The organism is Ruegeria sp. BF12, assembly GCF_056538705.1.
In genome coordinates this window covers 1-13,065 of the sequence record NZ_JBQFTP010000021.1, presented here as the reverse complement: position 1 = coordinate 13,065, position 13,065 = coordinate 1, and the positions used below count along the sequence as shown (strand labels likewise).

Sequence of the window (13,065 nt, the reverse complement as noted above, 5' to 3'; positions counted from 1 at the left end):
CCTCCCCTCAACCCGCGCGGCTTTGCGCACGGTCGATGGCGCGGCGCAGCATCACGGCGGCCACGTGTTTCTTGAACTCGACAGGCCCGCGATTGTCGGCGACTGGGTCGATGGCGCTCAGCATCGCGGTGACGCAGCCGCTGATGTCCCCGTCAGCCAGCGCGTTGCTTGCGCTTTCGGACCAGATCGGCGTATCCGCCAGATTGGTCATCGCAACCGAAGCCCGACCGTTGCCAACCATCACAGCCGCCGCCGCGGTCGCGTAGTCGCCGATCTTGCGTTTCTGCTTTTCATAGGCCTGACCCACGCCCGCGCCCGGCACGGGGATCGAAATCCGGGTCAGGATTTCCTCATCCTCACGCGCGGTGAAATACGCGGCCTCATAGAAGTCCCGTGCGTCGACACTGCGGGCGCCATCAGGACCAGACAGTTCAAACGTGGCGTTAAGGCATTGCATCAAGCCCGGCATGTCATTGCCCGGGTCGCCATTGGCTACGTTGCCGCCAACAGTACCCATATAACGTACCTGCGGGTCCGCGATCTGCAGCGCAGCTTCACGAATCAACGGTATGGCCTCTGCCAAACCGTAATGCGTGATCAGCTCGTGCTGTGTCACCATCGCGCCAAGTGTCACGGTGTCCGCGCCGACCTCAATGCCCTTGAGTTCTTCGATGGCCTGCAGATCAACCAGATGGCCCATCTCAGCCATGCGCAGTTTCATCATGGGGATCAGGCTGTGCCCGCCCGCGATCACGCGCGCTTCATCTCCGTGCTCTTGTAGAATGCCGATGGCCGAGGCGATGTCGCCTGGCCGGTGATACTCAAAACCGGCTGGTATCATGTTTTTCCTCCCTGGGTCCGAGCGGTATGCCTTGGGGGACCTATGGGTAAGGAAAGAACGCTGAAGTCAGCCATTCCAGTCAGCGGAAACGGGGGGCGCGGCTTGTTTCACGAAATGCGAATGAGCTGCACGAGCTGCGATTACAAGCCCAGCGCCTCGCGAATGTCCGTCAGACGGGATCGGCTGACCGGAACCTTGGTCAACGCGTCGACCCCGTCAAAATAGCAGGTGCCGTTGTCCTTGTGGCGCTCAAAACTCGAGACATGTTTTGGGTTCACCAGATAGCTGCGATGCGCCCGTAAGAACCCATCAGGTTGGAGCCTTGTTTCGGCCTCAGTGATAGACCATGGGCAAAACAGCTTCTCGGCACCCATGTACAGAACAGTGTAATGCCCTTCTGCCCGGATCGCGGCAATCCGCGCGGGCTCGGCAAAGAACGTCTGACCTTCCCGCTCGAACGGAACGCCTGCGCGAAGCGCAGTGGGCTCAGGCGCAGGGCTGGGTTCAGCCGTGGTTGGAGCTGCCGGCGACGGCGCGGGTTCGATGAAGGTGATGCCGGTCAAAAGGAATGCACCGCAGATCAGAAATACGGCCACCGTCACGCCCATCGCCAGCACCTGATTGTTCAACGCGGGCCCAGCTCGGCCCGCAGCGTCGCTTGCGACAAAGTCGGTCAGACCGGTGGCGACGAAATGCATGGTGAAAACCGCCAGCCCGAAACACACCGTCCCCAGCAAAATGTTGCGTTGCGTACGATTGTCATAGGCCACCCAGATCGCCAGCACCGACAGAATAACCGACGCCAGCGTCGAAATCGCCACGTCCCATGCCGTGTACACGGGGCGACACAACTCCATCCCGGCCATGCCGACATAATGCATAACAACGATGCCGAGACCCACGATCACCCCAGCGACAAAAATTGTCCCCATCGTGCGCGGGCGAAAATGCAGGATCAGCAGCGCCAGACCGACCATCAGGATCGCAACCAACGCAGAAATCAGGGTGATCAGCGCATCGTAGTAAAACAAGATCGGCAGTTGCAGCCCAAGCATGGCCACAAAATGCATTGACCAGATTCCGCCGCCCAGAATGATCGCGGCCAGCGCGACGACTAGTTTGCGCTTCTGATCGTCCAGCTTGGACGCCCCATGCGTCAGGTAAAGCCCGGTGAATCCAGCCATCATCGCCACGGCCAGCGACGCCGCAACAAGCAAGGCGTTATGCGAATAGTCCAGCATTTGGGTTTGCGCGCCCTCCCCGACGCGAAAGCGACGTTAGCAAACGGAATTGATTGGGACAATTGTATGTTGGACAGGAAAACCGATTGCCGCCAGAATGACGGGCCTTGTCTGATCTGTGCCTTGTACTTCCGCAGCCGCCATCAGAACGGCTTTACTGAATGACCGCATCTTCCCAGGCGGACAGGAACTTTGTTCTTTTCAAACCGTCCAGAAACGTCAGCAACGCGGGATCGAGGCTAATCGTTTCTCGCCCATTTGCTCCGGTACTTGGCTGCAAGAGGGGAAGAGGGCTGCTCCCTTCGGCCACGGCAGGTCGTTCGGCCACAAGATAACGCAACAACATTTCCGCCGCGCGTGGTTCAGCCGTCGCTTTCGAGACCATGGCCGTACGCATCATAACGGTTTGAAAATCTGACGGCAGCACGACCTCAAGGGCATCCTTTCCTTCGGCGCGCACAGCCGCGTAACTCCCAAGAACATTGTAGGCAACAAGTATGGTTCCGTCCGCAAGGTCATTGATCATTTCGCCCGAACAGCAATAAAGGCGCACGTCCAAGCCCCCCATGACCTCCATCAGCCGCCAATAGGTCTCGGACGCGCGCGCGTCTTGCGTTGCAAACAGATATCCCAGACCGGACTGGCGGACATCGTAAGTGCCGACCTTGCCCCGAAACTCCTCGGGTCGTTCTCGCAAAGCTTCAATCAGTCCCTGCCGGGTTTGTGGTATCGGCTGCCCCTCAAAAGCGGCGCGGTTGATCACAATGGTTGCCGGTTCCGAGGTGAAGGCAAACAAGCTGTGGTGCCACTGCGCCCAGCTTGGCGCCGGGACGTCCTCGATCGGCAGGGCAAACCCGTCATTTGCCAATTTCAACTGCAAGTCCATGGCGCTGGAGATGATCACATCGAACGCCTCGGGCGTGGCCCGAACCCGCCGGTTGATGTCCGCGGTGCCAGAGACGAGATATTCGATACTGATTAGGGGGTTTTCGGCCACGAACCCTTCGATCACGGGGGCAAACAAAACCGTATCGGTGCTGGAGATGACACGTAGGCGCGGACCCTCGGCGCCTTCGTTAAAGATCAGGCGATCTTCCCAATCATCGGCCCACCCGGCAAAGGGAAGAAGTAATACGACTAGAGCGATAAGATAACGCATGCGCCCCCCTTCGAGCGGTTCTTGAGGATCAATGACCCTCCGTGCGCGGTCGCCACGTCCTGCGCGATCGTCAGCCCCAGACCGGACCCGATGGTCCCTGCCGCGTTCTGACCACGTTCGAACCGGCGCGTCAGCGTGTCGATTTCGTCAGGCGGAAAGCCGGGACCTGCATCGCGCACCTGAATCTGCGGGTCCGGATGCGCGATGATCGTGATTTCGACAGTGCTGTCGGACGGCGCATATTTCATCGCGTTATCGATCATGTTCCGCACGGCATTCTGGATCAGGATCGGGTCGCCCGAATAGGGAACCGACGGCTCACCGGTCAGGGACAGTGTCAACTCTTTCATTTCGGCAATCGGGTTCAGGCGTTGAACCAGTTCACGGATCAGGATGACCAGATCGATCTCCTCGCGCTCCAGATGGTCCGCCCGGAAGGTAATCATGGCATGATCCAGCAACTGCCCCGCCGCGCGCGAGCTTTCGTCGATGGCCCGCACCATGGCCTTCAGCGCCTCGCGGTTGTCTTCGCGTTCGACGCGGTGAAGGGTGGCCTCGGCATAAGATCTGACAGTCGCCAGCGGTGTCCGCACCCGGTGCGCGGCCTCGGCAATAAAGTCCTCGGACTGGCTCAGCGACTGATCGAGGCGACCCATCAGCGAATTCAGCGACATTACCAGCGGCGCCATCTCTTTCGGCACGGGTTTCCTAAATGGACTCAGATCCTGCGGACCTCTGCGCGTGACCGAGGTCGTCAGTTTGTTCAACTGACCGATCGTTGTGGACGTCACCCAGAACGACAAGGCCGCAGTCAGCAGAAAGAAACCGATCCCAAGATAGGCTGCGTTGCGTGAAATCTGATCCAGAGTATCCGACAGCGCGTCCTGAGTTTGCCCCAACGCAACCTCAATCTCGGTTTGGCGTCCCAACCCGACCAACGTCCGGCTGGCGCTGACTTGCCGGATACGTTCGCCGCGCACCTCGCCGGTCCGGAATGTCCATCGGTCCTCGACGGGACCTTCCGCAAGGCTCAGGTCTTCGTATCCGGACAGGAACTCGCCGTCCTGAAAAATGGCATAGAACACCCGATCGTCCGACGGAGTGGTCAGCATGGAAAACGCGGCATAGGGAATGTCCACCTCAAGCTGGCCGTCCCTGAGCGCGGCGGCATCAAGGATGGACGTCACCGAGGCCCCCAATATGTCATCCTGACCCTGCTGAGCCACCTTTGCGGCATAGCTGCGCACCGTAAAGAACAGAAGAATGGCCAGAATCGCCGCCCCTCCGATCAGGGTCAAAACCAGGCGATTTCGCAGCGATCCGGAAACGGTTGGGCTAGTCGTCATGATCCAACCTGTAACCCAACCCGCGCAGAGTGGTGATTTTCATACCTGACTTCTCAAGATGTTTGCGCAGTCGACCGACATAGACCTCAATCGCGTTGTCCGAGACATTGTCGTCATATGAAAACAACCTGTCCGCCAGTTTCTGCTTTGAAAACACCTGCCCCGGCGCGTTGATGAACAGTTCGATCATTCTCAGTTCGCGATTGCGGAGAGATACGGTATCGCCATCAACCGTCAAATGGCCCGCCACCGGATCAAAAACAATTCCGCCAATCTCGATCGTCGACTTCGCGCTTCCGGACCTGCGACGCAAAACGGCGCGGCAGCGCGCCTCAAGCTCGGCATGATCGAAAGGTTTCGTCACGTAGTCATCCGCCCCCAGATCAAGCGAGCCGATTCGATCCGAAACCTGACTGCGCGCCGTCAGAACGATCACCGGCGTGTCCAAACGGCTTGCGCGGTGCTGTCTGAGGAACTCGCGCCCATCCCCATCGGGCAGCATGATGTCCAACAGAATCAGATCGTATTCCTCGATCGAAACGAAGGCGCGCGCATCTTCTAAATTCGCTGCATGATCAATGACATGACCGTCCAGTCGCATACGAGAACTGATCGCATTCGCGAGGTCGAGATTGTCTTCGACAAGCAGAAATTTCATGGGCGGCTAACAGTTTCTTTTCACATGACAGGTTGATGTCAGGTTGGCGTGTTTAGGTGCAGGATAATCTGTGCCGCTGAGCGGCCGGTTGTCAAATGGGAGGACATAATGACAACATTTAACCTGGGCCGTCGGGCCCTGATCGCAGCTGTTGCCGCAATTGGTCTCGTTGGACCTGCTGCATCCGAGGAAGTCGTCGACAGCATCCACTTTCTGATCCCCGGCGGCGCCGGCGGTGGCTGGGACGGAACCGCACGCGGAACCGGTGAGGCGCTGACCAATGCCGGCCTTGTTGGGACGGCGTCATACGAGAACATGTCGGGCGGTGGTGGCGGCAAGGCCATCGGCTATCTGATCGAAAACGCCGACAGCAACCACGGCACGCTGATGGTCAACTCGACCCCTATCGTGATCCGCTCGCTGACCGGCGTGTTCCCGCATAACTTCCGCGACCTGACGCTGGTATCGGGCACAATCGGCGACTACGCGGCGATTGTTGTGGGCAAGGACAGCCCGATCAACTCGATGGCCGATCTGCTGGCCGCCTACGACGCTGATCCCGGTGCAACCGCAATCGGCGGCGGTTCGGTTCCGGGCGGCATGGACCATCTGGTTGCAGCGATGGTTATGGAAGCCGCCGGCAAGGATGCGTTGGGCGTAAAGTACATACCCTATGACGCGGGTGGCAAAGCTATGGCGGCCCTGCTGTCGGGTGAAATCGCGGCGCTGTCGACCGGTTTCTCGGAAGCTGTCGATCTGGCTAACGCGGGTGAGGTCAAAATCATCGGTGTCACCTCCGAAGAACGCGTGGACGCTGCGCCTGACGCCCAAACCATGAAGGAACAAGGTATCGACACCACCTTCGTGAACTGGCGCGGGTTCTTTGCGGCCCCCGGCCTGCCCGAAGACAAGTTGGCCGCCTATCAGCAAGCCATCGCCAAGATGTACGACACGCCCGAGTGGGAAGAAGTTCGCGCCCGTAACGGTTGGGTCAACATCCACAACTCGGGTGACGACTTCGAAGCGTTTCTGGAAAGTCAGGAACAGCAGATCAGCGATCTGATGAAGAAGCTGGGCTTCCTCTAAAGCAATCTGCGGCAGAGCGTTTGGTCGCTCTGCCGTCCCCAATAAACAAAAAAAGGGAGGGGACGCTATGGCGCTGGATCGCTGGATCGCGCTTGTTTTACTGGGTGTTTGCCTGACATACGGGTACGCCGCCTGGTTCACGATGGATGGAAGTCTTCCTCCTTTCATGCAGAGAAACCCCATCTGGCCCAGCACGTTTCCCAAAGTGCTGTCGGTTCTGGGCGTGGTTGCCTGTGTGATCATCCTGCTTGGCCTTGAGAAAAGCGAAGTCAAAGAGGCCGACATCGATTACCGCCGGTTGGGTGAGTACCACCTTGGTCAGGCAATCTCGCTGTTGGTGCTGATGGTTGTCTACGCCCTGTGCTTGCGCCCTGTCGGCTTCTTGATCTCAACCTCTGCTTTCCTGATCCTCGGATCCTTCATCTTGGGCGAACGCAAGTGGCACATCATGCTGCCTGTCGCGTTCATTGCAACCGGATCGGTCTGGTATCTGGTTCAGGGAGTTCTTGGAATTTACATGCGTCCCCTGCCGGGCGTGTTCGGAGGCTGACATGCTAGAAGGACTTCTGATCGGCCTGCAAACGGCATTCTCAATTCAAAACCTGCTGATGGTCATCGCGGGCTGTCTGATCGGCACGTTCATCGGCATGCTTCCGGGTTTGGGCCCGATGTCTATCATCGCGATCATGATCCCGGTCGCGATTTCGATGGGCGATCCATCTGCCGCGTTGATCCTTTTGGCCGGTGTTTACTATGGGGCGATCTTTGGCGGATCGACCTCCTCCATTCTGCTCAACGCGCCGGGGGTCGCGGGTACCGTGGCCTCGAGCTTTGACGGCTATCCGATGGCCCGGCAAGGCAAGGCAGGCAAGGCGCTGACCATCGCCGCGATCGCCAGTTTCGCAGGCGGTACGCTGGGCGCGGTATTGCTGATGGTCTTTGCACCGGCTTTGTCATCCGTCGCGCTGTTGTTCCACTCCGCCGAATACTTCGCACTGATGGTGGTCGGTCTTTCGGCCATTGCCGCTTTTGCCGGTTCGGGACAGGTGGCCAAGGCCATCATCATGACGACCTTGGGTCTGATCATGGCCACCGTCGGTGAAGGCGCACTGTTCAACCTGCCGCGTTTCACGATGGGGATCATGGACCTGCAATCCGGGTTTGGCTTCATCACACTGGCCATGGCGATGTTCGCCCTGCCCGAGGCGTTGTTCCTGGTACTCAAACCGAAGGATTTGAAAGGCGACGACGGCGAAATCAAGGATCTGCGCATAACCAAAGACGAGGCCAGGGCAATCGCTCCGGTCATCGGTCGCCAATCCGTACAGGGCTTCTTTATTGGCGTCCTGCCCGGCGCAGGTGCGACCATCGCAAGCTTCCTTGGCTACGCGGTCGAACGGAACATCGCCCCCAAGGAAGAGCAGGAAGAGTTCGGCAAGGGCTCGATCAAGGGTCTGGCCGCACCCGAGTCGGCAAACAACGCAGCCTGTACCGGATCGTTTGTTCCCTTGCTGACGCTGGGTATTCCCGGATCGGGTACAACCGCGATCCTGTTGGGCGCCCTGATTGCATTAAACGTGACACCCGGTCCCCGGCTTATGGTGGACGAACCTCAGATCTTCTGGGCGGTGATCATGTCGATGTTCATCGGCAACCTCGTTCTGTTGATCCTGAACCTGCCGCTGATCCCTTACATCGCCAAAGTGCTGGCCGTTCCGCGCAACTACCTGATCCCGTTCATTTTGTTCTTCACACTGATGGGCGCCTATATCGGGCAGAACAACGCGACGGAATTGCTGATCCTGGTGGGTTTCGGGGTATGCGCAACGGCGTTGAAGTTCGCTGACTACCCATTAGCCCCCCTGCTGATCGGGTTCATCCTTGGCGGCATGATGGAAGATAACTTTGCGCGGTCGATGCAGCTTTATGACGGCATCGCCTTTATCTGGGAACGTCCGATGACCCTGGGGCTGCTGGTGATCGCTGCCTTGCTTGTGCTGCTGCCCAGCTACCGTGCACGTCGTGCACGGGCCCGGGCCGCAGGTGTGGCGGATGGCGACTGAACCGCTCTGGGGTGTTCGGGTCCTTGATCTGACAAACGTGCTTGCGGGCCCGTATTGTTGTTACCAACTGGCCCTGATGGGGGCCGAGGTGATCAAGGTCGAACGCCCCGGCAGCGGTGATCTGGCCCGCGTTTTGGGGGCTGATCCCGACCGGAACAAGGCCGGTATGGGCGTCAGCTTTCTGGCGCAAAACGCACAGAAGAAATCGGTCACGCTGGATATGAAATCCAGCCGGGGAAAAGCTCTGCTCAAACAACTAGTGAAGACGGCCGATGTGCTGGTCGAAAACTTCCGGCCCGGCGTCATGGACCGGCTGGGTCTGGGGTATGAGGTTCTGCGCGCTGAAAACCCCGCATTAATCTACTGCGCAATCAGCGGGTTTGGACAAAACGGACCACGCCGGGATGACCCGGCCTATGACCAGATTGTGCAAGGGATCAGTGGTGTCATGTCGATCACCGGCGCACCGGATACAGCGCCTTATCGTGTCGGCTATCCGCTGGCCGACACAGTTGGTGGGCTCACAGCCGCCTTCGCGGTGAGTGCCGCGTTGAACGCAAAACCCCGCGGCGCCTTTCTGGATATCGCCATGTCCGAGGCCGTCATTTCGACTATGGGTTGGGTCGTGTCCAACTACCTTGTAGGCGGCGTGACGCCCGGCGCACATGGCAACGAGAACACGACCTCAGCCCCCTCCGGCACGTTCGCCACATTCGACAGCCCGATCAACATCGCCGCCAATCGGGATGAGCAATGGCAGGCCCTTGCCCGGCACCTTGGACGAGAGGACTTGCTGGATAACCCGGATTACGCAACGCGTGAGGATCGCAAACGAAACCGTCATGCGCTGAGGCGCGAGTTGGAGAAATCCTTGAAACTACGCCCGTCAAGCGAGTGGGTCGCCGAACTGAACGGCCTAGGTGTGCCAACCGGGCAGGTCCAGACAGTCCCCGAGGCTTTGGCGGACGAACAACTGGCCGGGCGCGGGTTGATTGGTACGTTGCAGGTACATGGCGAGGACATGCAGCTGGCCGGCAGCCCTGTGGTCATGGACGGACAACGAAACATGCCGCAGACCGCGCCGCCCAAACTGGGGGCGGATAACGCTGCAATCTGGTCGGAACTTGGCCTATCCGCGCCCGAGATCGCGGAGTTGGCAAAGGAAGGCGTGATATGAGCGACGTTTCCGACTGGTGGCGAACATCCATCATCGACATGGAACCCGGCCGCATCGCTTTACGCGGCGAACCGATCGAGGACCTGATCGGCAAACTGAGCTTTGCCGAAATGATCTGGTTTCTGGTTCGCGGCGACCACCCTTCATCTGCGCAAGGAAGACTGTTCGAAGCGGCACTCGTTGCAGCCGTGGACCATGGGCCGCAAGCGCCCTCAATCGCGACAGCGCGAATGGCGGTGACCTGCGGGCTTCCTCTGAACAACGCAATGGCCAGCGCGGTGAACATGCTGGGCGACATCCACGGTGGTGCGGGTGAGCAGGCGGTTGAACTGTATCATTTCGTCGGCACCCACGCGGGCGGTTTGGGCACAGCACTGGACGACTGGATCGCCGAACGCGGAAAGATCCTGCCAGGCTTTGGCCATCGGTTTCACACGCCAACCGATCCACGCGCGCCAAGGTTGATGGCGCTAGTGTCCGAGGCTGTTGAGAACGGTGCGTGCGATGGGCGCTTCAGGCAAATCGCGTTGGATATCGAAGCCGAACTTGCGCGGCGCAAGGGCAAGCCCGTCCCGATGAATATCGACGGGGCCACTGCCGTGATATACGCAGAGCTTGGGTTCGAACCGCCCCTTGCGCGTGGTCTTTTCTGCCTGTCCCGGTCAGTTGGAATACTGGCACATGCGTGGGAGCAAACGCAGCAAGGCGGACGCAACAAAGGGCCTACTCCGCCCAAATACCGCTGGACCTACGTCAAGACCACGTCCCAGGAGTAAGATTTGGCCGCGCCCGACCTCTGTCGCAATCACCTAGGTATTCGCGACAGTCGGGTCGGCCGGGAATAAACGGTTCAGGCCTGTTTTTCGACCGCAGGCTCGACATCGGGCCGGACGGGTTCAACCTCGGCTTCGATGACCTCAGAATCATCTGCCTCTTCGACCTCGGCCGCTTCCGGCTCGGCTTCAGGTTCAGCCTTATCTTCCAACGCGCCAACAATCAGAGGCAGCATGTGGACACCCGTTGCGGTGGCAATCTCGGGCGTTTGCGGCGTTTGCCAGCTGAGCGTGTCAAAGCTGCCGCAGTTCTGACAAACCGGAGCCCACTCGGGCTGAATGTCATGACAATTGTCGCAGACCCATTGCGGCCCACGTGGTGCGTTCAGTGCCTTGGCCAACCAACCCTGAACCACGGCATCCGAGGCCCCTTCGCCCCGTTCGATGGCCGCCATAAGAGTGTAACCACGCGCATCCGCCTGCTTTTCGACCACATCGCCCAGCGCGCGGCGCGCTTCGGGAAAATCTTCGGCCACGATGTTCAGTTCGGCCAGAATCAGGCGTGTTTCCATGTTTTCCGGGTGAATACGCGTCAGCGCGGTAAAACGTTTGATCCGCTCATGGGGTGTTTCATCCGGCACAATCTCGGCAAAAACATGTGCCAGATCGGGATGCGGCTGCACCTCCCACGCTTTTTTCAAGATCTTGGTGGCGTAGCGCGGTTTGCCCTTTTCGATGTAAGCACGCGCGGCCATTGCGGCCGCCGGCACCAGGTCAGGGGACAGGCGGTTCGCCTCAATCGCGCGTTCGCGTTGTTCGATTGTGGCATCTTCATCCAGAATGCCCTTGGCTTCTGACAGCGCCAGCACAGCATCACGGCGCTTGAACACGTCGCGCGGAAGATGACCGGATTTCAGCTTGGCGGTCAGGGTCGAGCGTGCCCCTGCCCAATCATGCGCTTTGGTCTGAAGGCCCAGCAAAATATCCTGTGTTTCCTCATGGCGCGGTTTCATCGCCAGCGCTTTCTCGGCCAGTTTGCGCGCTGTCTCGTCGTCACCTTCAGCCAGCTTCTGTTTCATGATGCCACGCACCCCGACAAAGCGGGTCGCGTTGTTTGTCACCAGCTTCTTGTAGGTGTCCGCCGCCTTTTTGGTGTCGCCGTTCATTTCGGCGGCCTGCGCGACGAGCAGGTTGGTCAATTCGGGCTTGTTCAGCAGTCTTTCAGCTTTGGTCGCTTTGTTCATAGCAACGCGCCCTTCGCCCGATGCCAGCGCCATCAACCCATCGGCCAGCGCCTGATACCCGCGCTTTTCGCGGCTGCGGTCGAAATAGCGTGACAGTGCGGTTTCGTCACCGTTGAGGAAATGAAGCGTGGCAATTAGCAGCGTGAGCAGTTTGAAAAATACCCAGATGGCAAACACCAGAATGCCCAGCGCGATGACCGACTGCAAAGGCCCAAGCGTATATTCAGTGCCACCGGCCGTGATCTGCACACCACCGCTGGTTTCCATAAGTAGCCCGGCGCCGATGGCCAGAAGGCCAATAATCGCAACAAAAACAAGAATCTTAAGCAGTGACCACAGCATGGCAGGTCCTTTAGTTCGAGTTCACGCTAGGCTGAAGCGCATTGGCAGCATCTACCGCGGAAACCCGCGTCTGTGCTGCCTGCTCCCAATCAGCCATGGCCGCCTGCGCCGCTTCGGGCAGGGATTTAAGTTCGGTCAGAGCGGTTGCAACATCGCCACTGGACAGGGCGGCCTCAGCGCGCGACAGGATCGCATCCGTGTCATCACCTTCCTGTGGCGTAACCGACCGCGCCCCGGTCTGGCGTTGCAGGAAAGCGACCAATCCTGTGGTTTTGGTTGCGTCCCGCGCATCGGCCAGCGCCGCCCGTGCGGCAGGCGAGAATGATGCCCGTAGAGCTGACAGCGTCGCAACGCCTTCACTCGCCGGGGCGGACAGCGCTTGTGGCACATCAACACCACCGGCCGTCAGTTCCGCAACCAGATCAGCATAGGGCTGACCGGCGTCCAACTGACCGTGCAATTGCGACAGGATCGAAGCATTATGCGCAGCCAACGCCTCGGCCGAGGCTTTTGCTTCGAGCGCTTGTGCATCCGACACCATCTTTTCCACTTCGGCCCGCTGCGCCGCCAGTGAATCCTGCAGTTTCTTCAGTTCGGCCTCAAAGGCTGCCGACACCTCTGGGGACGCGCCCTGCGTTAGCGCGCCGCTTTCAAGATCGCTCAGACGGTTCGCCAGCGGGTCAATCTTGCTTGCCAGACCATCAAGACTGGATTTCAAATTAGTTAGCTCGGCGCCCAGCGGAGTGACCTGATCGGTTAGCGCAGCGATTTTGCTGTCCACATCAGACGTGTCGGACAGGGATTTCGTCAGCGCTTCGATCTGGCTGGATTGGTCATTGAGTTTGGCTTCAAGCGTGGCAAGTGCGTCCGTATCGCTCGACCCGAACAGGCCTGCGCTGCCAGCAGCAAACCCAATCCCCGCTGCAAGTACACCGCCAAGCAGGGCCGGTACGAACCCACTGCGCTTTTCTTCCTTTGGCAACTCATCGCGATGCGCGTCTTCTTCGCGCGCAACCGATTCTTCCTGGGCTGACTCCATCGCCGCGGCTTCGGCTTCGGCTTCGGCTTCGGCTTCGGCTTCGGCTTCGGCTTCGGCTTCGGCTTCGGCTTCGGCTTCGGCTTCGGCTTCGGCTTC

12 protein-coding genes are annotated in these 13,065 nt (G+C 59.3%); 5 read left to right on the top strand and 7 right to left on the bottom strand.

Translation table 11 applies throughout. The features are described from left to right. Positions 1–7: 7 nt before the first annotated feature. From ACR0J0_RS21600 to ACR0J0_RS21580, 5 genes are all read right to left on the bottom strand, one after another. On the bottom strand, positions 8–841 hold the full coding sequence (locus ACR0J0_RS21600; protein WP_480666054.1) for an FAD binding domain-containing protein: 834 nt from the start codon (positions 839–841) through the stop codon (positions 8–10). Between the two features lie 140 nt (positions 842–981). Beyond that, the gene (locus ACR0J0_RS21595; RefSeq protein ID WP_480666053.1) at positions 982–2,082 is read right to left on the bottom strand and encodes an MHYT domain-containing protein; all 1,101 of its coding nucleotides are present in this window, start codon (positions 2,080–2,082) and stop codon (positions 982–984) included. 154 nt (positions 2,083–2,236) lie between these two features. Next, positions 2,237–3,241 carry an ABC transporter substrate-binding protein gene (locus tag ACR0J0_RS21590; RefSeq protein ID WP_480666052.1) on the bottom strand — a complete coding sequence of 335 codons (1,005 nt, stop codon included), beginning with the start codon at positions 3,239–3,241 and terminating at the stop codon, positions 2,237–2,239. Beyond that, positions 3,220–4,587 carry a sensor histidine kinase gene (locus ACR0J0_RS21585; RefSeq protein WP_480666051.1) on the bottom strand — a complete coding sequence of 456 codons (1,368 nt, stop codon included), beginning with the start codon at positions 4,585–4,587 and terminating at the stop codon, positions 3,220–3,222. The genes ACR0J0_RS21590 and ACR0J0_RS21585 overlap by 22 nt, the downstream gene beginning before the upstream one ends. After that, positions 4,577–5,245: a response regulator transcription factor gene (locus ACR0J0_RS21580; protein WP_480666050.1), complete on the bottom strand. Its 669-nt coding sequence runs from the start codon at positions 5,243–5,245 to the stop codon at positions 4,577–4,579. Before ACR0J0_RS21580 ends, ACR0J0_RS21585 begins: the two co-directional genes overlap by 11 nt. A gap of 108 nt (positions 5,246–5,353) precedes the next feature. On the opposite strand from ACR0J0_RS21580, the gene ACR0J0_RS21575 reads away from it, so the two are divergent. The 5 genes from ACR0J0_RS21575 to ACR0J0_RS21555 all read left to right on the top strand — a co-directional run bounded on the left by ACR0J0_RS21575 (position 5,354) and on the right by ACR0J0_RS21555 (position 10,347). After that, entirely contained in the window at positions 5,354–6,331 is a 978-nt protein-coding gene (locus ACR0J0_RS21575; protein ID WP_480666049.1) for a tripartite tricarboxylate transporter substrate binding protein, read from the top strand. 67 nt (positions 6,332–6,398) lie between these two features. Then, a complete protein-coding gene (locus ACR0J0_RS21570; protein WP_480666048.1) occupies positions 6,399–6,881 on the top strand; it encodes a tripartite tricarboxylate transporter TctB family protein in 483 nt (160 codons plus the stop codon). A 1-nt stretch (position 6,882) separates the two neighbouring features. Next, positions 6,883–8,394, top strand: a complete 1,512-nt coding sequence (locus ACR0J0_RS21565; RefSeq protein ID WP_480666047.1) for a tripartite tricarboxylate transporter permease — start codon at positions 6,883–6,885, stop codon at positions 8,392–8,394. Continuing rightward, positions 8,384–9,571: a CaiB/BaiF CoA transferase family protein gene (locus ACR0J0_RS21560; RefSeq protein WP_480666046.1), complete on the top strand. Its 1,188-nt coding sequence runs from the start codon at positions 8,384–8,386 to the stop codon at positions 9,569–9,571. The genes ACR0J0_RS21565 and ACR0J0_RS21560 overlap by 11 nt, the downstream gene beginning before the upstream one ends. After that, a complete protein-coding gene (locus ACR0J0_RS21555; RefSeq protein ID WP_480666045.1) occupies positions 9,568–10,347 on the top strand; it encodes a citryl-CoA lyase in 780 nt (259 codons plus the stop codon). Before ACR0J0_RS21560 ends, ACR0J0_RS21555 begins: the two co-directional genes overlap by 4 nt. A gap of 74 nt (positions 10,348–10,421) precedes the next feature. Here the strand turns inward: ACR0J0_RS21555 and ACR0J0_RS21550 are convergent, their stop codons facing one another. Both ACR0J0_RS21550 and ACR0J0_RS21545 read right to left on the bottom strand, forming a co-directional pair. Beyond that, positions 10,422–11,930 (bottom strand): heme biosynthesis HemY N-terminal domain-containing protein, encoded by a 1,509-nt coding sequence (locus tag ACR0J0_RS21550; RefSeq protein WP_480666044.1) that lies wholly within the window; start codon positions 11,928–11,930, stop codon positions 10,422–10,424. A 10-nt stretch (positions 11,931–11,940) separates the two neighbouring features. Continuing rightward, positions 11,941–13,065: COG4223 family protein (locus ACR0J0_RS21545; protein WP_480666043.1), on the bottom strand; the 1,125-nt coding region annotated here is incomplete at its 5' end.